This is a genomic window from Nocardia sp. NPDC051911 (assembly GCF_040681035.1).
GTDB classification, from domain to species: domain Bacteria; phylum Actinomycetota; class Actinomycetes; order Mycobacteriales; family Mycobacteriaceae; genus Nocardia; species Nocardia sichangensis.
Map to the genome: position 1 here is coordinate 553,003 of NZ_JBFAXY010000001.1, position 23,999 is coordinate 577,001.

The 23,999-nt window shown below is 67.9% G+C and carries 21 protein-coding genes; 13 read left to right on the forward strand and 8 right to left on the reverse strand.

The features are described from left to right. Positions 1-223: 223 nt before the first annotated feature. The 3 genes from AB0L97_RS02810 to AB0L97_RS02820 all read left to right on the forward strand — a co-directional run bounded on the left by AB0L97_RS02810 (position 224) and on the right by AB0L97_RS02820 (position 3,657). Complete coding sequence (locus AB0L97_RS02810) at positions 224-2,512, forward strand: transglycosylase domain-containing protein (protein WP_364424813.1); 2,289 nt, start codon at positions 224-226, stop codon at positions 2,510-2,512. A gap of 251 nt (positions 2,513-2,763) precedes the next feature. Next, entirely contained in the window at positions 2,764-3,222 is a 459-nt protein-coding gene (locus tag AB0L97_RS02815; RefSeq protein WP_364424814.1) for a GyrI-like domain-containing protein, read from the forward strand. A 9-nt stretch (positions 3,223-3,231) separates the two neighbouring features. Beyond that, positions 3,232-3,657 (forward strand): GyrI-like domain-containing protein, encoded by a 426-nt coding sequence (locus AB0L97_RS02820; RefSeq protein WP_355071187.1) that lies wholly within the window; start codon positions 3,232-3,234, stop codon positions 3,655-3,657. 69 nt (positions 3,658-3,726) lie between these two features. Here AB0L97_RS02820 and AB0L97_RS02825 read toward each other — a convergent pair whose 3' ends face one another. The 4 genes from AB0L97_RS02825 to AB0L97_RS02840 all read right to left on the reverse strand — a co-directional run bounded on the left by AB0L97_RS02825 (position 3,727) and on the right by AB0L97_RS02840 (position 7,395). Continuing rightward, a complete protein-coding gene (locus tag AB0L97_RS02825) occupies positions 3,727-4,827 on the reverse strand; it encodes an inositol-3-phosphate synthase (RefSeq protein ID WP_355071185.1) in 1,101 nt (366 codons plus the stop codon). Then, positions 4,820-5,377, reverse strand: a complete 558-nt coding sequence (locus AB0L97_RS02830; RefSeq protein ID WP_039803160.1) for a PadR family transcriptional regulator — start codon at positions 5,375-5,377, stop codon at positions 4,820-4,822. The genes AB0L97_RS02825 and AB0L97_RS02830 overlap by 8 nt, the downstream gene beginning before the upstream one ends. Positions 5,378-5,490: 113 nt before the next feature. Continuing rightward, positions 5,491-6,288, reverse strand: a complete 798-nt coding sequence (locus AB0L97_RS02835) for a DUF1707 domain-containing protein (RefSeq protein ID WP_364424815.1) — start codon at positions 6,286-6,288, stop codon at positions 5,491-5,493. A 3-nt stretch (positions 6,289-6,291) separates the two neighbouring features. Continuing rightward, on the reverse strand, positions 6,292-7,395 hold the full coding sequence (locus AB0L97_RS02840) for a DUF1707 domain-containing protein (RefSeq protein ID WP_364424816.1): 1,104 nt from the start codon (positions 7,393-7,395) through the stop codon (positions 6,292-6,294). Between the two features lie 112 nt (positions 7,396-7,507). On the opposite strand from AB0L97_RS02840, the gene AB0L97_RS02845 reads away from it, so the two are divergent. The 3 genes from AB0L97_RS02845 (at position 7,508) to AB0L97_RS02855 (ending at position 13,199) form a co-directional block, all read left to right on the forward strand. Further along, positions 7,508-7,927: a DUF5318 domain-containing protein gene (locus AB0L97_RS02845; protein ID WP_355071181.1), complete on the forward strand. Its 420-nt coding sequence runs from the start codon at positions 7,508-7,510 to the stop codon at positions 7,925-7,927. A gap of 687 nt (positions 7,928-8,614) precedes the next feature. Further along, a complete protein-coding gene (locus tag AB0L97_RS02850) occupies positions 8,615-10,807 on the forward strand; it encodes a transglycosylase domain-containing protein (protein WP_364424876.1) in 2,193 nt (730 codons plus the stop codon). Between the two features lie 661 nt (positions 10,808-11,468). After that, positions 11,469-13,199, forward strand: coding sequence for a glycosyltransferase 87 family protein (locus tag AB0L97_RS02855; RefSeq protein ID WP_364424817.1), 1,731 nt, complete (start codon positions 11,469-11,471; stop codon positions 13,197-13,199). A gap of 21 nt (positions 13,200-13,220) precedes the next feature. On the opposite strand, the gene AB0L97_RS02860 is transcribed toward AB0L97_RS02855, so the two are convergent. After that, entirely contained in the window at positions 13,221-14,792 is a 1,572-nt protein-coding gene (locus tag AB0L97_RS02860) for a TerD family protein (RefSeq protein WP_364424818.1), read from the reverse strand. 28 nt (positions 14,793-14,820) lie between these two features. Continuing rightward, positions 14,821-16,242, reverse strand: a complete 1,422-nt coding sequence (locus AB0L97_RS02865) for a TerD family protein (RefSeq protein WP_364424819.1) — start codon at positions 16,240-16,242, stop codon at positions 14,821-14,823. 181 nt (positions 16,243-16,423) lie between these two features. Between AB0L97_RS02865 and AB0L97_RS02870 the strand changes: the two genes are divergently transcribed. From AB0L97_RS02870 to AB0L97_RS02890, 5 genes are all read left to right on the forward strand, one after another. Further along, entirely contained in the window at positions 16,424-17,047 is a 624-nt protein-coding gene (locus AB0L97_RS02870; RefSeq protein ID WP_364424877.1) for an AIM24 family protein, read from the forward strand. A gap of 6 nt (positions 17,048-17,053) precedes the next feature. Further along, a complete protein-coding gene (locus AB0L97_RS02875; RefSeq protein WP_356963104.1) occupies positions 17,054-17,749 on the forward strand; it encodes an AIM24 family protein in 696 nt (231 codons plus the stop codon). A 2-nt stretch (positions 17,750-17,751) separates the two neighbouring features. Next, positions 17,752-18,516, forward strand: coding sequence for an AIM24 family protein (locus AB0L97_RS02880; protein WP_355072070.1), 765 nt, complete (start codon positions 17,752-17,754; stop codon positions 18,514-18,516). Between the two features lie 103 nt (positions 18,517-18,619). Then, a complete protein-coding gene (locus AB0L97_RS02885) occupies positions 18,620-20,122 on the forward strand; it encodes a hypothetical protein (protein ID WP_364424820.1) in 1,503 nt (500 codons plus the stop codon). Between the two features lie 137 nt (positions 20,123-20,259). Then, on the forward strand, positions 20,260-21,105 hold the full coding sequence (locus AB0L97_RS02890; protein WP_364424821.1) for a hypothetical protein: 846 nt from the start codon (positions 20,260-20,262) through the stop codon (positions 21,103-21,105). Between the two features lie 3 nt (positions 21,106-21,108). Here AB0L97_RS02890 and AB0L97_RS02895 read toward each other — a convergent pair whose 3' ends face one another. Beyond that, positions 21,109-21,906, reverse strand: a complete 798-nt coding sequence (locus AB0L97_RS02895; protein WP_364424822.1) for an MBL fold metallo-hydrolase — start codon at positions 21,904-21,906, stop codon at positions 21,109-21,111. Positions 21,907-21,953: 47 nt separating this feature from the next. On the opposite strand from AB0L97_RS02895, the gene AB0L97_RS02900 reads away from it, so the two are divergent. Then, positions 21,954-22,352, forward strand: coding sequence for a MerR family transcriptional regulator (locus AB0L97_RS02900; RefSeq protein ID WP_364424823.1), 399 nt, complete (start codon positions 21,954-21,956; stop codon positions 22,350-22,352). Between the two features lie 296 nt (positions 22,353-22,648). After that, on the forward strand, positions 22,649-23,218 hold the full coding sequence (locus AB0L97_RS02905; RefSeq protein WP_364424824.1) for a class IV adenylate cyclase: 570 nt from the start codon (positions 22,649-22,651) through the stop codon (positions 23,216-23,218). Here AB0L97_RS02905 and AB0L97_RS02910 read toward each other — a convergent pair. Beyond that, entirely contained in the window at positions 23,190-23,978 is a 789-nt protein-coding gene (locus AB0L97_RS02910) for an HAD family hydrolase (protein ID WP_364424878.1), read from the reverse strand. The genes AB0L97_RS02905 and AB0L97_RS02910 overlap by 29 nt on opposite strands. Positions 23,979-23,999 lie beyond the last annotated feature (21 nt).

The following is a 23,999-nucleotide window of genomic DNA, read 5'->3' on the forward strand; positions in this document are numbered from 1 at the left end:
TTCGCTCGAAACCCGTGGTTGAGCTGGTGTGGTGGCGTTGGCGGGATCGCTAGGAACAGATAGGTTCGCCGCTTCGCGCAGCACGCATATGGTCTGCGTGCACCGCTGTGTCAACGGCCCGAGAAGTGGAAGCCCGGTTGTGAACGTACGCGGTAAACTCGGCCTTTCGATGCTCTTTTCCGTCCGTTCGTGCAGGTGAGTTCGTCCGACGCTCCGGGAGGAGATGATCGTGAGCTCGTTCCGCAAACCGCGTGAACGCAGGCGTGGCGCCAAGGGGGGTCCGCCGACCGCACCGTATGCCTCGATCGCGGGCTGGACGCAGCGGCCGGATACGGCGAACCGGAACGCGCGGGAGCGGCGCGAGCGCGCGGCGGCTCGCCGGAAATCGCGACCGACCGCGCCACGCCCCGCGGAGCCGGATCGTCCGCCGCGCAGCCGGGCCGAACGCATCCGTCGCCTGCTGCTGGCCTTGTTCATCATCTTCGGCGTGGTGCCCGCGTTGCTGTCGGTCCTGGCGTACTGGAGCGCCGAGATCCCGGATCCGAATGCGGTGCAGACCAATCAGATCGCGACCGTCTTCGCCGCCGACGGCAGCACCGTGCTCGCGAAAATCGTCCCGCCGGACGGGAATCGGACGCCGGTCCCGTTGTCCGATGTGCCGCGCCCGGTGCGCGACGCGGTGCTGTCGGCGGAGGACCGCAATTTCTACACCAATCCAGGTTATTCGACTTCCGGCTTCCTGCGCGCCGCGCGAGACAATCTGCTCGGCAAGGACAACGCGGGCGGCGGCTCCACCATCACCCAGCAGTACGTGAAGAACGCCTTTCTCGGCTCCGAGCGCACGGTCACCCGCAAGATGCGCGAGCTGATCATCGCGGCGAAGATGGCACGGCAGTGGAGCAAAGACGACATCCTCGCCGCCTACCTCAACACCATCTACTACGGCCGCGGGTCGTACGGCATCGGCGCGGCGGCCAAGGTCTACTTCGACAAGCAGGTCGACCAGCTGACCCTCGCGGAGGGCGCGGTGCTCGCGGCGCTGATCCGCACGCCCTCGATCCTGGATCCGGAAACCCACCTCGCGGACCTGAAGGCCCGCTGGCGGTACGTGATCGACGGAATGGTCGAGATGGGCGCGCTCGCGCCGGGCGATCGGGACGCGACCACCTTTCCGCCGATCATCCCGCTCAGCCAGATCCCGGACGAGAACGTGGCTCGCGGCCCCGAGGGCCTGATCCGCAACCAGGTCGTGCGCGAGCTGCGCGACTCCGGCATCAGCGAGCGCGACTTGAACAAGGGCGCGCTGCAGATCACCACCACCATCGACGCCAGAGCGCAGCACGCGGTACTGGGCGCGGTGCGCGACCGGCTCGGTGCGCAGCCACCGGAACTGCGCGCAGCGGTGGTGTCGATCGATCCGCGTTCCGGCGCGGTACGCGCGTACTTCGGCGGCTACGACGGCATCGGCTTCGACTTCGCCCAGGCGCCGTTGCAGACCGGCTCGGCGTTCAAGGTCTTCGCGGCGATCGCCGCGCAGCAGCAGAGCATTCCGCTCTCCCGCGTGCTGGACAGCTCCCCCGTGACCGACCGCGGTACCCGGATCACCAACGTGGACGGCGAATCGTGCGGCAAGTGCACCATGGCCGAGGCGCTCAAACGCTCGCTGAACACCAGCTTCTACCGGCTGACCATGACGATGTTCGACGGTCCTCAGTCCATCGCGGACGCGGCGCACGCGGCGGGGATTCCGGAGGAGCTGCCCGGCGTCGCGGGCAAGACCCTTACCGAGGACGGCGGGAAACCGCTGAACGGAATCGTCCTCGGGCAGTATTCGGTCCGGCCGATCGATATGGCCTCGGCGTATGCCACGATCGGCGCGTCGGGCGTCTACCACCGGCCGTACTTCGTGCAGCGAGTGGTGACCGGTGACGGGCGGGTGCTGCTGGATCGCGGCGAGCAAAAGGTCGGCGACCAGCCGCCCGCGGGTCAACAGCGCATCTCCAAGACGATCGCGGAGAACACCGTCGAGGCGATGCTCCCGATCGCGGCCTACTCCAACGGGCACGCGCTGAAGAACAACCGCCCATCGGCAGCCAAGACAGGTACCACGCAGTTCGGCGCGAGCGAGTCGAACAAGGACGCGTGGATGATCGGCTTCACCCCGTCGCTGTCCACGGCGGTGTGGGTCGGAACCGATCAGCCACAACCGATCCGCACCGCACGCGGAGCCGACATCTACGGCTCCGGCCTGCCCGCCGACATCTGGAAACAGGTCATGGACGACGCGCTCGACGGCGCTCCGATCGAACAGTTCCCTGGTGCGCAGGCCCCGGGCGCGCAAGCCCCGGCCCGGCCGAATCCGAGCAAGCCGCCCTCCGGCGGTCCCTACGACATCCTGAACCCACCGCAGCCGTCACCGCAGCGCGAGCCCGTCGTCATCATCCCGCCCAGCCCGCAACCGCCCAGCGAGGTCGAGATTTTCCCCGGACTGAGCATTCCGGTTCCTGGATAGCGATGATGCTGTGACCTTCCGTGGCCCGGCGGAACGCATGACATGGCAGCATCGTTTGCCAGAGTGAGAGCGAACAGCGAGTGCGTCGGAACGGGCCGACGCCGAAACCGCGAAAACAATGCGGAAGGATATGCGCCCGAGCGACGACAGCGCGGCGCGAGCGACGGGCCCGGAGGCGGTAGCCTGCGTCACCACGGAGGGCACCGGGACCGACGCCAATTGAGGACAGACGAGACATAGGGGCTACGCCGGTGGATTTCAATGTCGTTGACCAACCCGAGACGCTGGTGGCGGGAACAGTGCTTCGCAGCCCCGCGCTCGCGGTCGAGGGGCCGCGCCGCGCGAAAGTCGAAGAGGCGTGGAAGCGCAACCTGGCCCGCAAGCTGCCCGGACCGCCGACCACCGCGTACGTCGACCACGCGCCGGAGATCAATTCGTACCTGACCCATATCGTCGGCTACCGCTGTCACGGCTTGGCCGACCTGCAGCCCGGAGACGTGCTCGCCCGGGTGCCCGCCGGGCGCTTCGCCCGGTTCGTCGCCAGTGGAGACAATCTCGGCGACACCATCGTGAGCATCTGGCGAGCAGTGTGGGACGCGGAGGCCGCGGGGCGGCTCATTCGCGCTTATACCGGCGACTGGGAACACTATCCGGACGCACGGACGGTGGACGTTTTCGTGGCAGTGGCAGACGATCAGGGCAACGGGTAGGAACAGACAGTGGACTTCGAGATCGTCACATTGCCGCAGAGCATGGTCGCGGGCCTGACCGTGCCGCTGGCCGGCCGGGAGGTGACCGCGCGTGACCTCGACCTGGTGAACTTCACCTGGGATCGCTATCTGGCGCGGGAGAAGAACGTGCCGCGGGTGGCGGCCTACATCGGTCAGAACGACCACGCCGTCGCCGTACTCGGCTACGAGATCGGCGCGATGGACGAGCTGGACTCCGGCGATGTGCTCACCATCATCCCGCAGGGCCGCTACGCCAAGTTCGTCGTCTCCGACAAGCCCTACGACCTGCTGCGCACCGCCTGGGCACAGGTGGCGAAGGCGGAGAACGCGGGAACCATCACCCGCTCCCACACCGCGGAGGTGGAGCGCTACACCGGCCCGGCGTCGGTGGAGGTCTACGTCTCGCTGGACTAGCGCGGACGCCGCACAACGCAGCCGGCCGGAGGCTTCTGCCTCCGGCCGGCTTGCGTCGGTGTCACCGAATCACTCGGCGCCGATGATGAAGGCTTCCAGCTGGGCGCGCGCGATGTCGTCGGCGAGCTGCTGCGGCGGGGACTTCATCAGGTAGGCCGAGGCGGGGATGACCGGTCCGCCGATGCCGCGGTCCTTGGCGATCTTCGCCGCGCGTACCGCGTCGATGATGATGCCCGCGGAGTTCGGCGAGTCCCACACCTCGAGCTTGTACTCCAGGTTCAGCGGCACGTCACCGAAGGCGCGGCCTTCCAGGCGGACGTAGGCCCACTTGCGGTCGTCGAGCCAGCCCACGTGGTCGGACGGGCCGATGTGCACGTCGTTGGCGCCGAGTTCCTTCTTGAGGTTGCTGGTGACGGCTTGGGTCTTGGAGATCTTCTTCGACTCCAGGCGCTCGCGCTCGAGCATGTTCTTGAAGTCCATGTTGCCGCCGACGTTCAGCTGCATGGTGCGGTCGAGCTGCACACCGCGATCCTCGAACAGCTTGGCCATCACGCGGTGGGTGATGGTCGCGCCGACCTGGCTCTTGATGTCGTCACCGACGATGGGGACACCGGCTTCGGTGAACTTCGCCGCCCAGACCGGGTCGGAGGCGATGAACACCGGCAACGCGTTGACGAACGCGACACCCGCGTCGATCGCGCACTGCGCGTAGAACTTGTCGGCCTCCTCCGAGCCCACCGGCAGGTAGGACACCAGCACGTCGACGTTGTTGTCCTTCAGCACCCGCACCACGTCGACCGGCTCGGCCTCGGACAGCTCGATGGTCTGCGCGTAGTACTTGCCGATGCCGTCGAGGGTCGGCCCGCGCTGCACGACGACGTCGCTCGGCGGCACGTCGGAGATCTTGATCGTGTTGTTCTCGCTGGCGAAGATCGCCTCGGCCAGGTCGAAGCCGACCTTCTTGGCGTCCACGTCGAACGCGGCGACGAACTTGACGTCGCGGACGTGGTACGGCCCGAACCGCACGTGCATCAGGCCGGGGACGGTCGCGGATTCGTCCGCGTCCTTGTAGTACTGCACGCCCTGGACCAGCGAGGAGGCGCAGTTGCCCACACCCACGATGGCGACGCGAACCTCTGTGGCGTTGTCAGCCTTCTTGACGTCACTCATGGCCGATATTTCCCTCTTTCTGTGGTGCCGCCTTCGTCGATTGCTCCGCCGCAATCAACTCGTTGAGCCAGCGCACTTCGCGCTCGCTTGATTCGAGTCCGAGTTGATGGAGCTGCCGGGTGTAGCGATCCAGCGACCCGCTGGCCTTCTTGATCGCCTCCCGGAGCCCCTCTCGGCGCTCCTCGACCTGACGCCGCCTGCCCTCCAGAATCCGCATCCGCGCTTCCGCGGGAGTGCGGCTGAAGAAAGCCAGATGAACGCCGAAGCCGTCGTCGGTGTAGTTCTGCGGCCCGGTGTCGGCGAGCAACTCGCTGAACCGTTCCCGCCCGGCCGGGGTCAATTGATAGACCCGTCGCGCGCGGCGTGTCGTCGCGCCCGCGGGGATCTCCTCGGCGATCAACCCGTCCGCCTGCATGCGGCGCAGTGTCGGGTAGAGCGATCCGTAGGAGAAGGCACGGAAGGCCCCGAGCAGGCCCGTCAACCGCTTGCGCAGCTCGTACCCGTGCATGGGCGCTTCCAGGAGCAGCCCGAGGATTGCCAGTTCGAGCACCGGGCTTCACCCCCTGACTGTGTACAGAACCTAACCGATGGATGCGACTTTCCACTATATCGGAGCGATACATCTGTGCACAGCCGTAGGCCCGGTGCGGCCGAACTCGCGGTTCAGCGAGTGGGTGGGAAGACCGCTAGCGGCTCGCCCGCGAAAGTGGTCGTCAGGTAGCCGGACGAGCCGTCCTTGCCCGTGACGTGGATCTCCACGACGGCGCCGCGATCGTATGGACCGTGCGTATCGAACTGCACGATGACCAGGGTGATCACGCCGTCCGGGCACCTCACCGTCCGCGGCGCACCGGCCAGCAGGCCTGCGATGGCGGGCACGTCGATGGCGGCCAGGTCGAAGCTGCGGGCCCCGCGTTCCCGCTGGGAGGTCCCGGAGGTGCGGAAGTCGCCGTTGTAGTGGTAGTCGCCGGTCTCGGAGGCGCTGCCGGGCTTCTGCCGGTCCACAACCGCATACTTCGGATAGAACGTGACCTCGTCGGCGTTCATATCGCCGAATTCGGCCCGGTACTCCGCGAGGAAATAGGCCAGCCCCGCGCCGGTGGTCAAGTCGGGAACGTCCTCCCCGAAGCCGGGCAGATCGACACCGCAACGGCTGATCCCCCCGACCATCGCGCCTGCCACCAGGGCCGCGACGACCACCGACACCGGCGCCAGCCAGCGGCGCGGACGCCGCCGGTCGACCCGGACCACCGGGGCATTCGCCAGCCCGTCGGGGATCTGCAGATCATCGATCAACGCCTCGAGCTCGCCGAAGGACTTCGCGCGCATGGCTCGAGCGGTACGCGCGGCGTGCTCGTCGGCGGTGAGCTGGCCGTCAGCGAGCGCGGCGTCCAGCAGCCCGCACACGTCGGCGCGGTCGGTGTCGCGGGCCCGGACGTCGCTGTATCGGGTGGTCGCCATCGCTCATCCTCCGAACGGCCATACGCGGCGCACCTCGCCCGTCGGGGTCAGCACGAAGTGGCCGCTTTCTTTCACCGCGTTGCTCACGTAGACCTCGATGACGGGTTGCCCGGCAGCAACGCCGTACCCGGGAGACAGACCGTTCACGCCCACCTTGAAATGCGTGACGACGCCGCCGGGCACTCGGGTCATGGTGGCCGCGTCGGCGAGAGCCCTGCCGATCGCCTCCACGTTCAGTCCGGCCAGATCCACCGACGGCGTGTCCGCCTTGCGTGTCTCGATCTGCATGGACTGGGCGAAACCACCGCGGTAGTCGTACTGGACCTTCCGGTTCGGCTGGCCGGGCACAGCCCGGGTGAGCGAGGCGTGATCACCGTGCATATACAGCTCGTCCACCTGGAGGTCGCCGAATTTCCGCTGGTAGTTGCGCAGGAAGGTGGCGATCCCCTCGGTGGTGACCAGACTCGGCGTCGGAACCACCACGGGCTGCACCGCCCCCACGTCCACGACCGGCGGGGCTTGCGCCGTGGATCGCGGTTCCGCCTCCTTGGTGACCGCGAGAAAACCGGCGCAGGCGGCCAGCGCCGCTGCCACAGCGACCGCGGCCCGATACCACTGGGGTCGATGCGACCGCGGCGGTCGCGGCGCGGGGGCGACGTCGCGTGGCCGCTGGAGATCCGCGACCAGATCGTCCAGATCTCCCAGGGTGCGCGCTTCCGCGGCGAGTTCGATGAGGGCGTCGTGCTCGTCTTCGGACAGCTGGCCATCGGCACGGGCGCGGTCGAGCAGTTCGCGCGTAGTGGCGCGATCGGCATCGCGCGCCCTGGTGTGACCGGGATAACTGCCGCCGGAACCGGAGCGGCGCAATACTTTTCGCGCGCCCGACGGGCGCCGCGCGGCGAACCCGCGCGCAGCGGCCGGGGTTTGCAGGTCGGCGGTGAGCGCGGCCAATTCGCCGAGCGTCTTCGCCGCCGCGGCCTGCGCGATCCGGTCGTGGTACTCGTCGGCGCCGAGCTGCCCCTCGGCGTAGGCGGCATCCAGAAGACCGGATGCGTCGGCGCGGTCGAGATCACGCGCTCGCATGCGCCCGGATGCTGCGGTGGACACAGACGGATCGTAGTCCGGGTAGCGGCGCGACGCGCTGGATCGGCCCGGTCGGGAACGGTCAATCCGCAGCAGCCCGGGGCGGCCCGATTCCATCCCCGCTACTCTGGTTCTCGTGCGAATTCAGCGGCAAGTTGTCGACTACGCCCTGCGGCGCCGGTCGCTGCTGGCTGACGTCTATGCGGGCCGGGTCGATGTCGCCGAGGTGTGTGATGCGAATCCTTATCTCTTGCGTGCGGCGAAGTTCCATGGCCGCGGGAGCGAGGTCACATGCCCCATCTGCCGGAAGGAACAGCTGACCCTCGTATCCTGGGTCTTCGGCGACGGCCTGGGGCCGGTCGCCGGATCGGCTCGCACACCCGAGGAGCTTGCGCGACTCGCCGAGACGCGCGAAGAATTCTCGGTTCATGTCGTCGAGGTATGCCGGACCTGCAGCTGGAATCATCTGGTGCAGTCCTATGTACTCGGTTCCGCGCCGGCACCGCCGCGACGCCGCTCCGGGACACGCGCGAACCGGCGCACCGCCGCCGAATGAAGTGCCTGGGTCGTCCCCGGCGGGTGACTCGCGGAGCCGGCATGCGTCCGCCGCGGTGACGACTACCGCTGATTGCCACCTGGACCGCTACGAGTTATGGAGATCTTGTCAGTGAATTCGCCCTACGAGCCCTACGGCGATGAGCCACATGGCGGTCGTCCTCCGCAGAGTTCACGTCCAAGTCCCAACCCGTATCAGAATCCCCGTCCCGGACCACCTCCCGGCGCCCGTCCGGTCCCGCCGCCCGGTGCGCGTCCTCTCCCCGGTGAGCCGCGCGGCCCCCAGCCGCCGCGCCGTCCCGGCCCTCCGCCGAACGGTCGTCCTCCGCAGGGCGGCCGTCCGCCCCAGCCGGGCCGACCGCCACAGCCCAACCGCGGCGCGCCCAATGGTGGCGCTCCCGGCCCCCAGCCTGCCCAGCGGACGCAGCGGCCGGCTTCCCTGACCGAGGCGGTGAACGAACGCGACAGGCGCGGCCCCGCCACCGGACCGCGTCCGGCCACCGGCGCACGTCCGGCGGTGGACCGTGACGGACGTCGCGTCACCGGTAGCGGCCCCACGACCGGCGAACGCAGGCAGGCCGCGGGCGGTCCGCCGTCGGGCCCGCCGCCGCGCCGCGGCGGCAGCGGCGGCTCCGACGGGCCGGGAAGGCGGCAGCCCGGGCAGCAGAAGAAATTCCCATGGCGGATCGTGCGCCGCACCCTCTACGTGCTGATCGCGCTGGCCATTCTGCTGCCCAGCGGCATCTTCCTGGCCGCGTACACCACGGTGTCGGTGCCGCAGCCGGGGGACCTGAAGTCGAACCAGGTGGCGACCATCTTCGCCTCCGACGGCACCTCGGTGATCAGCAAAGTGGTTCCGCCGGAAGGCAACCGGACCGACGTCACCATCGACCAGATCCCGCCGCACGTACGCAACGCGGTGATGGCCGCCGAGGACCGCGACTTCTACACCAACCCCGGCTTCTCGATCTCCGGCTTCGCGCGCGCGGCCAGGGACAACGTTCTCGGCCGGGAGAGTGCGGGCGGTGGCTCGACCATCACCCAGCAGTACGTGAAGAACGCGCTGGTCGGTGACGAGCACTCGCTGACCCGCAAGATGCACGAGCTGGTCATCTCGGCCAAGATGGCGCGGCAGTGGAGCAAGGACGAGATCCTCGCCGCGTATCTGAACACCATCTATTTCGGTCGCGGCGCGTATGGCATCGACGCAGCGGCCAAGGCGTACTTCGGCAAGCCGGTGTCGGAACTCACCGTCGCCGAGGGCGCGGTGCTCGCCGCCACCATCCAGCTGCCGTCCAGCCTGGACCCGGAGAAGAATCCCGAGGGCGCGAAGACCCGCTGGAACTACGTGCTCGACGGCATGGTCTCCGGCGGCAACCTGAGCGCGACCGAGCGACAGGGCCTGCAGTACCCGCAGGTCGTCCCGCTCTCCTCGACTCGGGACAAGGCGCAGGACTCCGGCCCCGAGGGCCTGATCAAGACCCAGGTGCTCAAGGAACTCGGCGCGGCGGGCATCAGCGAGCAGCAACTGAACACCGCGGGCTTGCAGATCACCACCACGATCGACCCGAAGGCCCAGCAGGCCGCGGTCGACGCGGCCACCTCGAAGATGAAGGGTGAGCCGGAGCAGTTGCGTACCGCCGTGGTCTCGATCGATCCGCACACCGGTGCCGTGCGCGCCTACTACGGCGGCGACAACGGCCAAGGTTACGACTACGCCAACGCCGGTTTGCAGACCGGTTCGTCGTTCAAGGTCATCGGCCTCGCGGCCAACCTGGAGCTGGGCATCCCGCTGTCGCAGATGTACGACAGCTCGCCGCTGACCGTGAACGGCATCAAGATCTCCAACGTCGAAGGCGAGGGTTGCGGCACGTGCACCATCGCCGAGGCGCTGAAACGGTCACTGAACACCAGCTTCTACCGGATGGAGCTGGACATGCAGAACGGCCCGCGCAAGATCGCCGACATGGCGTACAAGCTCGGCATGCCGGACACCATCGCGGGAGTCGGCAAGACGCTCACCGAGTCGGACGGCTCCGGGCCCAACAACGGCATCGTGCTCGGCCAGTACCAGGCGCGGCCGCTCGACATGGCCTCCATGTATGCGACGCTGGCCGCCTCCGGCGTCTACCACGCGCCGCATTTCGTATCGAAGGTCGTGACCGCCGACGGTCAGGTCCTGCTCGACCGTGGTGAGGTAGCCGGTGAGCAGCGCGTTTCGGCCGCTGTCGCCGACAACGTCACCGCCGCGATGAAGCCGATCGCGGCCTACTCCCGTAACCACGGGCTGGCCAACGGGCGCGAATCGGCGACCAAGACCGGTACCGCGCAGCTGCTGGATACCGGCGAGAACAAGGACGCCTGGATGGTGGGCTACACCCCGTCGCTGTCGACGGCGGTGTGGGTCGGCAGCGTCGACAACTCGCCGCTGCGCAACTACAGCGGCGGCATGATCTACGGCTCCGGTCTGCCCTCCGACATCTGGAAGGCGACCATGGACGGCGCGCTCTCGGGGACTCGCAACGAGACGTTCCCGAAGCCCGCCCCCATCAAGGGCCAGGCCGGTGTCCCCGAATGGTCGGCGCCCTACACCCCGCCGTCCACTGTCGACTCTCCGCTTCTGCCACCCGTGGTGGTCGCGCCGACCCAGGTGGAGATTCTGCCCGGCATCACGATCCCGGTCCCCGGCGTCCAGCCCGCACCTCAGCAGCAGCGCCCGCAGCAGCAGCGTGAACCGGACTCCGGACCGCTGCCCGGCCAACCGGTCGCACCGTCCGACGGTGCCGCACCGACGGCCACCGGCTCACCGAGACCCGGCAACAACGGCAACTCGGGTAACAACGAAGGCACGAACGGAACCGCTCCGACACGGGGCCGATAGTTCGCCGGCGCACAGGCCGGGTCCGACCGCATCAGGTCCGGTCCCGGCCTTCGTCGTATTTGCGCCGGATTGCCGAGAGACGGCTTGCTCCCTGGGCTGGTAATTCCGGGAAGCCGTGATCGATCGGTCCGGTCGGCGAATTCCATTCCCGGCGCCCTCGGATGCAAGTACATATCCGAACTTCGGTGGACAGGATCACCGTGAAAAACGCCCCTCTGGGCAGACATTATTGGTCAGCAGGCGGATCACCGAACTCGCCAAGGATGTCCAGACCAGAATGCGTTGATCATGCGGGCCATCCCCGCCCGGCGTCATTCATACCCAACGCATGAGAAAATACGGAAAGGCTCGACCGCCCAACAGCGGTCGAAAGACCGAATCCTTTCAGCCCTGGCCAACGTATCCGATCGCAGCCAGGGCCGACACGAAGGAAGAGATCAGATCGGAGTCTTGTACCAGAAACCATTCGGATCCTGGTAGCACCTCTCCCTGGCACCCGCCCAGCTCGAGCATTCTGCGTACTTGAAGTATCCCTGCGGGACGACATACGTTCCGGATTACGCTCGCGATGCCCGGAGGCCGTGCGCGGATGGCAACGCGCGGAAGACCGAAGCCGACTCGGTCCGGACCGTGGGCCGTACTCCGGGTAGCCTCGGTTTCCGTGACCGATCAGCAGCTGGTGGAGCCACGGAGGAATGGGAGGGCACCGCTGTCGGACCAGAAGGCGCCCGGTGGGGCGTACTACGCCGCCCCTGCTCCGCTCGCCTCTGATCTGCGATCGGCGGACGCGCGGGACCGGCCGAGTCGCAACGATTCGCTCGCCGCGCAATTGTCGACGGTGATCGGTGGGCCGGTCGGTGATCATGCGCTGATCGGGCGGGTGCGGTTCTGGACGCCCATGCGGGTGCTGATGGCGTTCGCCCTGATGTTCCTGGCGCTCGGCTGGTTCGGCAAAGCGGGATGCATCCAGCAGACCACCGGCGCGGACGGTCCCACGCTCGACTGGAACAACGGCCGCCAGTACGTGGCGATGTGCTATTCGGACACCGTGCCGCTCTACGGGGCCGAGCGCCTGAACGAAGGCGCCTTCCCGTACAAGAAGCAGTGGACCGAACAGACTCCCGACGGTGGACGGGAGACGCGGTACATGGAATATCCCGTGCTCTCGGGCCTGTACCAGTACCTTTCGATGCGGATCGCGAAGAGCTGGGACGCTTCGCCGCTGCCCGGCGCGCTCCAAGTGGTGATCTACTTCAACGTCGTCGCGGTCGGTCTCGCCATGGCCTGGCTGATCACCGTCTGGGCATCGGCGTTGCTGTCCGGCCGCCGGATCTGGGACGCGGCGCTGATCGCCTGTTCGCCGTTGGTGATCGTGCACGCCTTCACCAATTTCGACGCGCTCGCGACGGCCTTCGCCGCGACCGGCCTGCTCGCCTGGGCCCGGCGCAAACCCGTGCTGGCGGGCGTGCTGCTCGGTCTGGGCGGCGCCGCAAAACTGTATCCGCTGTTGCTGCTCGGGCCGATCCTCGTGCTGTGCCTGCGTACCGAGACGAGGCAACGCACGCTGCGCACGCACCTCGGCCTGCGGATACGCGACATCGACGGCTGGCCGACCTTCCTGGCGTGGGTGCGGGAGACGCCCTACCGCATCCAATTCCTCAGCGCCCGACCGATCGGCGCCGCGTCCGTCGCGATGTGCGCCGCGCTGGCGACCTGGCTGGTGGTGAACCTTCCGATCGCCGCGTTGTTCCCGAACGGCTGGCAGGAATTCTTCCGGCTCAACACCACCCGGCACGCCGACCCGGACTCGATCTACAACGTGATCTCCTCGTTCACCGGCTGGCGCGGCTTCGACGGCGCGCTGACCTACGGGGAGCAGCCCGCGATCCTGAACGCCGTCTCACTGCTGGCGTTCATCGCGGCCTGCGCGGTGATCGCCTACATCGGTTTCACCGCGCCTCGACGGCCGCGGCTGGCGCAACTGTGCTTCCTCGTGGTCGCGGCGTTCCTGCTGACGAACAAGGTGTGGAGTCCGCAGTACTCGTTGTGGCTGGTGCCGCTGGCCGTCCTGGCGCTGCCGCACCGGCGCATCCTGCTGACTTGGATGACCGTCGACGCGCTGGTCTGGGTGCCGCGAATGTTCTACTACCTCGGTTTGGACCGCAAAGGTTTGCCAGAGCAGTGGTTCACCGGCACCGTCGCCCTGCGCGACTTGGCGGTGGCGGGGCTGTGCGCCCTGATCGTGCGCCAGATCTACCGCCCGGAGGAGGACCTGGTGCGGCGCGACTTCGTCGACGACCCGGTCGGCGGTGTCGTCGACCGCATGCCGGATCCGCCGCTGCCCTGGCTGCCTGAGCCGCTGCGGCCGCGTACGGCGGTCGCGGGCGGCTGACCCGGTCGCCGGTTCAGGCGCTCACCTCGTACGCAGGAAGCGCGCCTGCCGTTCCGGCTCGTGCGGCAACAGGTCCAGATCGAGTTGCCACGCGCTGCCGGTCCATGGATCGAACAGCGGCGTGCCGCCGATCGTCGGCAGGTGGCGACACGACTGCGACAGCATCGCCACGGTGGTGTCGGCCGAATCGGATTCGTTCGCGCCCACGATCACGATGGACAGTCCGATCAGCTCGCCGCGCGTGATCAACGCGCCGATGCGCTGCGCGTCCGAACTCTGGTAGCCGTGCGGGAAGTCCGCGGCCAGCAGGACCCGGTGCTCGCTGGGCGGCGTGAAAGCGCCGCTCGTATAAGCCAATTCGGCCAGTTCGGCCGCGTCCACCAGCGCTTGCAGCCGCGCCGAGATGTCGGCGTGGTCGGTGATCGGCGGTCCGTTCAGCACGGGAGCGAGCAGGCCGGTGAAGCCGCCGAACGCATCGGTGAGGTCGATGATGTCGACCAGCGTTCGCCGTTGCGGCGCCGTGGCGAGCAACCGCGCCAGCAGTGCGCCCACGACCGGCGCGACCGCACGGGTCGACTCGGCATCGATCCACAGCGGCCGATTCAGCGGCACCGGAACACAGTACGGAATACGCAGCGATCCCCGGTCGAGCGCGTACAACTCACCGAGCCGGATACCGTCGCTCGGCGCGGACGGCTTGTCCCAAGCGGGTGAGTCCCAGGACGCGAGGGCGCGCGGCAGCACCCGGTCGGCCGCGGCGAGTTCGCCCATCAGCTGTTCGGCATCCCGCTGGTGGTTGCGCTCGGCGGTGTCGACTAGTTCGTCGTGCCGTTGCTGCGCGGCGCTGCGCGCCTGCTCGGCCGTCGGAGTGTTCCTGGTCGCGGGATCGGAGACGGCGAGCGACAGCTCGTGATCCAACCGCTTGGCCGCGTACTCTCGCGCCGATACCAGCGCGGCGGCCGACCGCGCCGCGTCCTCGAACACCATCCACAGCCGTTCCAGGCCGTGACCGACTTCCAGCGGCGCACCGGCGGCGGCGATCTGCGCGTCACCCGCCAGTGGACCGGACATGGTGTGCGTACCGGGTTGGTCGGCCTGCTCCGGGGCCGCACCGTCGACCTCGACGCCGTGCGCGGTGAGCAGCACGGCGAGGCCGCCCGCGTAACCCTGGCCCACCGCCCGCAGTTTCCAGGCCGGACCGCGCCGGTACACCTCCAGGCAGATCAGCGCCGTCTCACCGGATGACGGGGTGATCGCGAATTCGGCGGTCGCGCTGTCGTTCTCGGACAGGGTGGCGGTGACCGGCCCGAGCCCGCCCGCCCGCGCGGGGGCGGCCGGATCGACGCTGACCACGAGTAGTACGGCCTTCGCGTCCGCGCGCACCTCGGTGAGCGTGATCGTGACCCCGTCGGCCGCCAAGGCGACCCCTGCCGTGGCGGGCTGGTTGTAGAAGACGAAATCGTCGCTGGAGAACACCTTCAGGTTCTCCGCCACCACCAGCGCGGAAACATCGAGGGCAGCCTCGGCTTTCGCACTGAAACGAACGACCTCACCGGTCAACGGGATGTTCTGACCGGCCTGCAGTTGAATCACCTTGTCCGCCCTGCTGTCCCGCCGCCGATCAACCGTTGACGAGGAAGCGGCCGAGCTGCGGCACCGCCTCACCCGGATGCTTGGCCTGGAAGCCTTCGCCGAGCGCCTGCAGTTTCCAGTCGTTGCCCACCCGGTACAGCTTGGCCATCGCCATCGCGGTGAACGGCATGCCGCCCGCGAGGGTGTATCTGGCCAGCTCGCCGTTGTTCGTCCCGTCGACCAAGCGGCAGAACGCGTTCTGCACCTGCTCGAAGGTGTGGCCCTTGTAGGAGGTCACGATGAACAGCAGCGTGTTGACGTGCGCGGGGACGCGGGTCAGGTCGACCAGGATCACCTCGTCGTCGCCCTCGCCCTCACCGGTGAGGTTGTCGCCCTGGTGGCGGATGGAGCCGTCTTTGGAAGTCAACTGTCCGTAGTACGCGACGTCCACCGGGTTCATGTCGGCGAACATGATGACCGACGCGTCGAGGTCGATGTCGACCGTGCGGTTGCCGAACATGCCGCGGCTGCGCACCGGATCCCAGCCGAGACCCATCTTCACGAAGGTCAGCGCGGCGCCTTCCTTGCGCAGCGTGACGCGCTGCCCCTTGACCAGGCTGACCGGGCGGTCCTTGCTGAGGCTGACCTCGGCGGGCTGCTGCGGCTGCGGCGGCTGGCCGGGCGGCGGGTAGCCGGGCCCGGGGCCGGGCGGCGGCGGGTAACCCGGACCGGGCGGCGGATAACCAGGGGCACCCTGCGGTGGCTGGCCGGGGCCGGGCGGCGGGTAGCCAGGTCCGGGCGGCGGATAACCACCGGTCGGCGCGTACTGCGTCGCCTGCTGCTGGGTGGGGTACGCCGGGGTGGTCGGCGGCGGGTAGTTCGGCTGCTGCTGGACGGGCGGCTGCTGAACCGGCTGCTGCGGAGGCGGCGGCGGGGCCTGGGGAGCCTGAGCGGGCTGGGCGGGAGCATCGTCGACCGTCACACCGTGATCGGTGACCAGCGCGGCGAAACCGCCCGCGTAGCCCTGTCCGACCGCACGCACCTTCCACGCACCCTGGCGGCGGTACAGCTCGAGCGCGATCACGATCGACTCGGTGTTCAGCCCGTCGATCCGATAGGCGTACAACTGATTTCCGGCCGCATCCGACACGATCGCGGTCGGGGCGGGGAACCTACCGAAATTGCTGTTCGCGTCGTCGAGCGTGATCACAGCGCGAATCTGATCGATGTCGGCGGGCACCGCGTTCAGCGACACAGCCAGCGACGCGGGCTGGCCCGCGGGCGCAGGCTGCAGATTGACCCCGGGGCCGCTCGGCTGGTTGAAGAAGACGAAATCCGCATCGGAACGGACCTTGCCCCGCTCGGTGACCAGTAGCGCCGACAAATCCGCCGGCGCCGTGAGCTGGACGGATATCACCACGTCGTTGGTGGCCAGCGGACCGTTCTGGCCCTTGGCGAGAGTTGCGGACAAGTTCGACCCTTCGCTTGTCGGTGCGTTCGCCTGACACTCTACGAGAAACGCGCTGCGCGGCGCTGGAATCGAACGGCCGTGCTGCCCCGACACCCACGGAACCATCGGTTAGGGTGACGGCACGTAGATGGAATACGGCGATCCCACCGTGTTCCCGATCGAGACAGCAGGCAAACATTCCATGGCGCAACTGTTCGAGCAGTCGAAGAAGGTGATCGAGGCCCGTCTGGCCGGCACCAGCCTCCGCGCGATCTCCGGTTCGATGATCGCCTACGAGGGAAACGTGCAGTTCAAGGCGGCCGGCTTCGGCGGTGGCGACGGCGTGCTCGCCGGGCTGAAGCGCCGAGCCACCGGTGAGAAGCTCTCGCTGATGGAGTGCGCCGGTCACGGACGAGTGTTCTTCGCGGTCAACGGCCAGCACGTCACCGTCGTCGACTTGAACAACGAGACGCTGCAAGTGGAGTCGCAACAACTGCTCGCGTTCGCCGGGAACCTCCGCACCGACGTGCGTTTCGCCGGTTTGCGCGGTGCGTCGACCGGACAGGGCCTGTTCACCACGACCGTCTCCGGCCAGGGCCAGGTCGCGCTGCTCTCGGCCGGCGGTCCGCTCATCCACCTGGAGGTCTCGCCGCAGTACCCGCTGATCGTCGATCCGGACGCGTTCGTCGCGGCGCGCGGAAACCTCAACCAGTCCTTCGTCACCGACGTGTCCTGGCGCAGTTTCGTCGGTCAGGACGCGGGCGAGGCGTTCTCGCTGCGCTGGGACGGCCACGGCGTGGTGTTGATCCAACCGGCGGAACGGTAGAGACGGATGTTCGAGAAGATCAACGGCAAAGTCGTCAAGGTCAACGTCGGAATGGCGGGCGGCGTGGTCGCTCGCAACGGCGCGATGCTGTTCTACACCGGCGATGTTTCCTTTGCCCCCCACCAGGTTCCGGGGGCGCAAGGGATGGGCGGCATGGGCGGGCTGATGGGGCTCGCGGGCCGCGCGATGGCGGGTGAGCACGAGCGCACCATGCTCGCGCAGGGCAATGGCGAGGTCCATTACGGATTCGCCGGCCTGGAGGTGCACGTCGTGCACATGCAGCCGGGTGCGACGTTGCGCGTCGAGGCTTCGCGACTGCTCGCCAACACCGCCGGATTGCAGAGTTCGGTGGTCTCCGTGATGAGTTCGGGTGGCGGAGGCGGTGGCGGCCTGATGGGCGCGCTGCGTGGCGCCGCCTCGGGGGCGTTGACCGGACAGGGCCTGTTCACCACCCAGTTGTCCGGGCAGGGCGCCGCGGTGCTGCTCGCGCACGGCGGATTCCTGGAATTGCAAGTAGGCGGCCCGAATCCGGTCGTGGTCGATCCGCAAGCCTTCGTCGCCGCCTACGGCAATGTGCAGACCGAGCTCAAAGCGGCGCTGAGCTGGCGGGACGCCGTCGGGCGCGGTTCCGGCGAGGCGATGCAGTTGCATTGCGTCGGGCAGGGCGTCGTCTACGTGCAGGCCTCCGAAGAGAAGTTGTGAGCATGTCCCAGATCCTCAACCCCATGAACCTCGGTGAGAGCGACAACATCCCGGGAAACAGCTACGCCTACTGCATCGACCTGAACAAGCCGTGGTTCATGCGCAAGGGCGCGATGATCGCCTACTACGGCGACATCCGGTTCCAGGCGCTCAGCCACGGGTTGCAGGGCGGACTGCTGCACATGGTGTCTCAGCAGTTCTCGGCGCCGCTGTTCACCGGCGACTACGTCGTCGCGGAGGGGCACGGCAAGCTGATCATCGGCGACCGTGGCTACGACATCAACTCCTACGATCTCGAGGACAACGGCAACCTGACCATCCGGGCGGCGAACCTGCTGGCCTTCGAGCCGGGCCTGTCGCTCAACCAGTCCATCGTGCCCGGGTTCCTCACGTTGATCGGCACCGGCAAGTTCCTCGCCTCGTCCAACGGGCCGGTGATGTTCGCCGAGCCACCGCTGCGCGTCGACCCCGAGTCGCTGGTCGGCTGGGCGGATTGCCCCTCCCCGAGCCACCACTACGACGAACGCTGGATCTCGGGTTTCCTGGCCGCCGGTGCGGCACGATTCGGCGTGAACTCCGGTGAGGAGCGCCAGTTCGATTTCACCGGCGCGGGGACCGTGCTGATCCAGTCCAGCGAGAAGGTGCTCAGCGACTCCGTGCTGGTGCGCACCATCGAGGGACAGATCCAGAGCGGCATCACCGTCGGCGGCCTGCAACGACTGCAAGGACTCATCGCCCAGCAACTGGCCGGGCACCAGCAGTACTGAAACGCGGCGGCGACGCGAATCGGGTACCGACGGTCGCGGCCGTGCCCGCGTAATCACTCGCGTGGGGGATTCGCGGCCCGCCGGACCCGGATACCGTTCATTCGTGTTTCACATCCTCCCCTCCCAGGTTCTGCGCGCGACGCTGCCTGCGGCAATCCTTGCCGCGGTAGTCGCGGTGCCCGCCGCCGCGACGCCGATTCCTTCGGTGCCCGCCGTGCCGGAACCGGCGCGATTCGTCGGTGCCGCCGCGAGCGGCGAACCGGTCACCGGCATCCCACCGGTCCCGCAGAACCCACATCTCGCGCCGAACGGAAACTCGGGAGTCCACAACGACGGGTGGATGAGCGATACCTACCGCCGCCCCGGTCCGCTCGGCCGGTCACCGCGGACCGATTCCCTGCTGCTCGGCAGCGAGTGCGGTTCGGTGGCGTTCGACCGCGCCGGACGCATCGTCAGCACCTGCCTGGGGCTGCAACCGGGCCTTTACCTCATCGACCCGACGACGATGAGCGTCCTCGGCAAACATCCACTGCCGGGCAAGAATCCCCTCGATACGCTGCGGCCCGGCGCTTTCAACAATTTCGGCGGCGGCGGGTACTTCTACCTCGATGACGAAGACCGCGCCGTGGTGGGCACCAGCACCGGACACATTCAAGTGTTCGCCGAGAACCCCGCCGCCGACGGGTTCTCGCTGGTACGCGACTACGACCTGACCGGCGTGCTGCACCCGGAGGAGACGCTGAACTCCGCACTGCCGGACTCGAACGGCCTGATCTGGTTCGTGGCCAAGACGAACGGCGTGGTCGGCACACTGGATCCGGATACCGGAGCAGCGCAGGTGGTTCGGCTCGGAGACGGTGCGGAGAATCAGATCGAGAACTCGTTCGCGGTCGGTGCGGCCGGTGAGGTCTACATCGCCACCAACCGGCGGCTCCTGCGTTTCGACGCCGGTCCCGACGGCGCGCCCGGGATCACCTGGCAAACCACCTACGCCAACAGCAACCAGCGCAAGCCGGGCCAAGTGGACGACGGAACCGGCACCACGCCCACCGTCCTGCCCGACGGCTATGTCGCCATCACCGACAATGCCGATCCGATGAACGTCGTCGTCTACCGCACCGCGCCCTCGGTCGCCGAACGGCAGGTGTGCGCGGTGCCGGTGTTCGAGCCGGGCCACAGCGCCACCGAGAACTCGCTGATCGGCGCGGGACGCTCACTCATCGTCGAGAACAACTACGGCTACGGACACCCCGACGCGGTCGCCTCCGGTAAGACCACCGCCGCGGGCTTCGCCCGTGTCGACATCGACGCCGACGGCAACGGCTGCCATCTGACCTGGACCAACGCGGTCGAAGCCGCGCCGTCGGTGGTACCGAAGCTGTCCCTGGCCACCGGGTTGATCTACACCTACACGAAGGGCACCGATCCGAGCGATCCCTGGTACTGGACGGCCCTCGACTACCGCACCGGCGCGACCGTGTGGAAACAGCTGTCCGGCACCGGCCTCGGCTTCAACAACAATTACGCCGGAATCGCCCTCGGCCCCGACGGAGCGGCCTACCTCGGCACACTCGGCGGACTGGTGTCGATGCGCGACAGCGGGTGAGCCGGGGCGCGCGAACCGCGTCGGAGCAGAACAGGCTTCTGGGCGTATCACCTACGGAGAGCGAAGGATTCGCGACAGGTCGGTGAACTCGTCTCGATGTTCCCCAGGGCCGGTGACGGTCGGCGGAGAATCGAAAGATGGCTGACTTGGCGCTTTCGCCGCAGCGCCGCACGGCGCTGACGAACCTCGTCCAAGACGAATCCACCTTCGCGACAGCGTATCCGCGGGTCGCGGACTACTGGTCCACCGCGGGCCGGTTGCCCGGCACCGGTCACGACATCACCGACGCCACGTTCGACCTACACCTACTGCACTACATGACCGGCGGTGCCAGCACGAATCCGTACTGGGACATCGTCGCCGCCGCGGTATCGCCCGGACCGAGGGAGCGCGCGAACCGCGCCGAGGTGAACGGCGGCAACCCGAAAGGCAGTGCGCGGCTGGCGTATGCGCAGATCGTGCTGCAAGCCGCGTACGCGTACGCGATCCCCGCACCTGCCACACTGCGCTGGGTAGCGGACGTCGCGCAGGGCAGGCCGGTGCTGGAAGTCGGCTCCGGGCGCGGTTACTGGGCGCATCAGCTCACCCGAATCGGCGTGCCCATCAGCGCTTTCGACTCCCACCCGCCGGACCGGGCGACCAACACGGCCTTCCCCGCCGCGCCGGGGCAAGCCGCGACCTGGCATCCCACCGCCACGCCGCCGTCTTCCACGGCCGATCTGGTCGCCGGGCACGCCGACCACGCGCTGTTCCTCTGCTGGCCGCCCGGCTGGGAGAACCCGATGGCCTCCAGCACCCTCGCCGCCTACCAGGAGGCGGGCGGCTCGTCGCTGATCTACATCGGCGAAGCACGCGGCGGGCGGACGGCCGACAGCGCGTTCTTCGACCTGCTCGAAGCCGGATGGACCTTGCTCGACCAGGACCCGGGCTATATCTCGTGGTGGAATCTCGGCGACCGGGCACAGTGCTGGCAGCGCCGGTAGGGGTCAGCTCGCGCGCTGGAACTCCCACGGGTCGTGCGCGCTGATCAGGGTGACCTCGTCGCCGTGATCGCGGTGTAGCTCGCGCAGCCGAGCCTGGGTGCCCAGCCGCAAGTCGTGGTGGACCTCGGAACCGGTCTGCACGACGTCGAGCACCGGGTGCGGCTGCGGAGCCGGATCGAGTTCGCGGTGGTAGTAGTACGCGTCGCCGCAGTGCAGCAACCAACTGCCGCCGTGGCGAACGGCGACCCCGGTGTGGCCCGCGGTGTGCCCGCCCAGCGGGATCAGCTGGAAGTCGTCGGGCAGGTCCTTCGGTTGGATCGCGTTGAAACCGAACCATTGTCCGGTCGGTTCCGACGGGTAGGCCACCCAGTTCGGATCGTGCGCCCAGTGCGCGGAGCGATAGCGGAAGCTCGGCGCTTCGGCCTGCGCCGCTGCCAGTTCGGCGGCGAGGACGTGGACCTGTGCGTGCGGGAAGTCGGGCAATCCCCCGCAGTGGTCCACGTCGAGGTGGGTGAGGATGATGTGCCGGACGTCGGCGGGCTCGTAGCCGAGCCGTTCGACCTGCCGGATCGCGGTTTCGTCTTCGGAAAGGATGGGCTGGGCCATCGCCACCCAGTCCGCGCCGAGGGTGCCCGCCGGGTCGCGCACGTCGTCCAGTCCGATGCCCGTCTCGATCAGGACCAGGCCGTCGGACGCGGTCTCGACCAGCAGGCAGTGGTTCACGGCATGCGCGGGCGCGGGTCCGTCGTAGGTGGCTTCGATCTGCCGAACCGATCCGCAATTGAGGTGATGGATTGTCATGTGAGCTAGTCTGTGACTTGAAGCGCGGTTCAAGTCAAGGAGACGAGATGGCCGACCTGCTCGATATCGCCGAGGTCGGCGAACAAACCGGCCTCGCCCCCTCCGCCCTGCGTTTCTACGAGAAACGCGGACTCATCGCCCCGACCGGCCGCAACGGCCTGCGCCGCACCTACCACCCCGACGTCCTGAACCGCCTGGCCCTCATCCTCTGCGCACGCGGCGCCGGTTTCACCCTCACCGAAATCGCCCGCTTCCTCCGCGCCTCCCCCTCCGACGCCGAACTACGCGCCCGCATGGCCGAAAAAGCCCGGCAACTCGACGACGACATAACCCGCCTCATCCGCATGCGCGACAGCCTCCGCCACGCCGCCACCTGCACCCACGACCCCCTGGTCGAATGCCCCGACTTCAAGTCGACCTTCGACCCCGCCGCCGACATGGTGTGAGTCGACGAATGCATCCCGACCGGCGGCCCGGTATCCGCGCAGCGGAAATCGGTGAATCGAGGCAGTCCTTCACTGCGGGCATCACGCTCGCCCTGGCATGAGTATCCGAGTTTCACGAGCATCCCTTCGTCGAACTGCAAGCCGCTGTCTACGACACGCTGCCGACCTGGCGGATGCTGGTTCTCGACCGGACTCTGTATCTGTCTGCTTTCGGCGCATCCGCCGAGGGGCATCGCTGAGGGATGTACAGGCTCACGGCGGCGACCAACGGAGTCCTGCGAGAGAGGATCGGTCCCATGATCGAGGCGGAACTCAAAGCTCGAGTCCGTGACGTCGAGTCCGTGCGGGCTGCACTGGCGGCGCGTAGCACAGGCCAGCGCTCGAAATATCTGGACACTTACTATGACCTAGCGGACGAGCGATTGTCTTCGGAGGGCCGTGAACTGCGGGTGCGGACGATCACTACGGACGATGGTCGGCGATCCCTGCTGACCTACAAGGAACCCGCGATCGACACGGCCAGTGGATCGAAGCCAGAATACGAAACCGAGGTAGCCGATCCTTCGGTAATCGACTCCGTGCTACGGGGTCTCGGCATGAAGGATTTGGTCGGCTTCGAAAAGCATTGCATCAACTATCGATTCGCATCCGAAGGACGCGAGCTGTTGGCCACGCTGGTGACGGTCCCCGCGTTGGACGGCACGTTCATCGAGCTGGAAACCATTGTGCCCGAAGCGGAACTGGCGGAAGCGCTGGAGATCGTTCGGACCACGCTTCATCAACTCGGAGTCGCGGACGGCGATCTCACCACCGAGCAGTACACCGATGCCGTCCTGGCTACTCGGAAGGCGTCGGAGCTGCCTTGATGAACCAGTTGATGATCTCCTCGCCAGCGAGGATGCCGGTGGCTCGGGTGATGGTGAGGTTGGGGTGGGTCCAGTTGAGTTGTTCGAGTTCGCCGTGGCGGGGGCGGATGGCGGAGTCGGCGGCGCGCAGCATTTCGGCGTCGAGGGCGCCGTCGCCCGCGGCGAGGGTGCGCGCCTCGTCGGCGAGTTCCCGGTTTTCCCAGAGGCGATTGCGCACCTCGGCGACCGCGCGGCTCTTGCAGACCGCGACCGGCATGGTGTAGATCTTGCGGCCCTGCTGGGAGGCCGACCAGCCGCGCGGACGGCACCAGTCGTCCCACTCGGCGAGGAATCCCTCGGGGACGGCTTTGGGCTTGACCACCAGATAGCAGAACAGGTGGTCGGCCACGCGGAACTTGGTGACCCAGGAGTCGTCGATGCGGGTGTGCAATTCCTTGCTCACCTCGGACAGGGTGGCCCCACCCGCACGGACCTTGGCGTCGATGTCGATGCGCCAGCTCAGATCGGGCACGCCATCCACCAGGATGTTCCCGCCGTTGCTCGTGATCGCGTAGCGCCACGGCGCTCCGGGCAGCCGGATGCGGTCGAACTGTTTGATGGTGCGGGTGGTGGTGGGAACGACGGCGGCGGGTTCGGTCAGGGTCTGCATCCGCAGCGCCGCGGTGGTGGTCATGAACGAAAGCGGCGCCCCTTCCAGATGCTCCACGCAGACCGTCGGCACGTCGGCGGTGGTGCTGAAGGCGTTACGCGAGTAGATCATCGTCCGGTCCAGGTCGGTCGC

Bases quoted from the DNA above. Each gene is read 5' to 3' on its own strand.
- AB0L97_RS02870 (WP_364424877.1), top strand. From the start codon at position 16,424: ATGGCGCAACTGTTCGAGCAGTCGAAGAAGGTGATCGAGGCCCGTCTG.
- AB0L97_RS02900 (WP_364424823.1), top strand. From the start codon at position 21,954: ATGGCCGACCTGCTCGATATCGCCGAGGTCGGCGAACAAACCGGCCTC.
- AB0L97_RS02910 (WP_364424878.1), bottom strand. From the start codon at position 23,978: ATGATCTACTCGCGTAACGCCTTCAGCACCACCGCCGACGTGCCGACG.
- AB0L97_RS02880 (WP_355072070.1), top strand. From the start codon at position 17,752: ATGTCCCAGATCCTCAACCCCATGAACCTCGGTGAGAGCGACAACATC.
- AB0L97_RS02835 (WP_364424815.1), bottom strand. From the start codon at position 6,288: ATGGCGACCACCCGATACAGCGACGTCCGGGCCCGCGACACCGACCGC.
- AB0L97_RS02905 (WP_364424824.1), top strand. From the start codon at position 22,649: ATGATCGAGGCGGAACTCAAAGCTCGAGTCCGTGACGTCGAGTCCGTG.
- AB0L97_RS02810 (WP_364424813.1), top strand. From the start codon at position 224: ATGATCGTGAGCTCGTTCCGCAAACCGCGTGAACGCAGGCGTGGCGCC.
- AB0L97_RS02895 (WP_364424822.1), bottom strand. From the start codon at position 21,906: ATGACAATCCATCACCTCAATTGCGGATCGGTTCGGCAGATCGAAGCC.
- AB0L97_RS02890 (WP_364424821.1), top strand. From the start codon at position 20,260: ATGGCTGACTTGGCGCTTTCGCCGCAGCGCCGCACGGCGCTGACGAAC.
- AB0L97_RS02875 (WP_356963104.1), top strand. From the start codon at position 17,054: ATGTTCGAGAAGATCAACGGCAAAGTCGTCAAGGTCAACGTCGGAATG.
- AB0L97_RS02825 (WP_355071185.1), bottom strand. From the start codon at position 4,827: ATGAGTGACGTCAAGAAGGCTGACAACGCCACAGAGGTTCGCGTCGCC.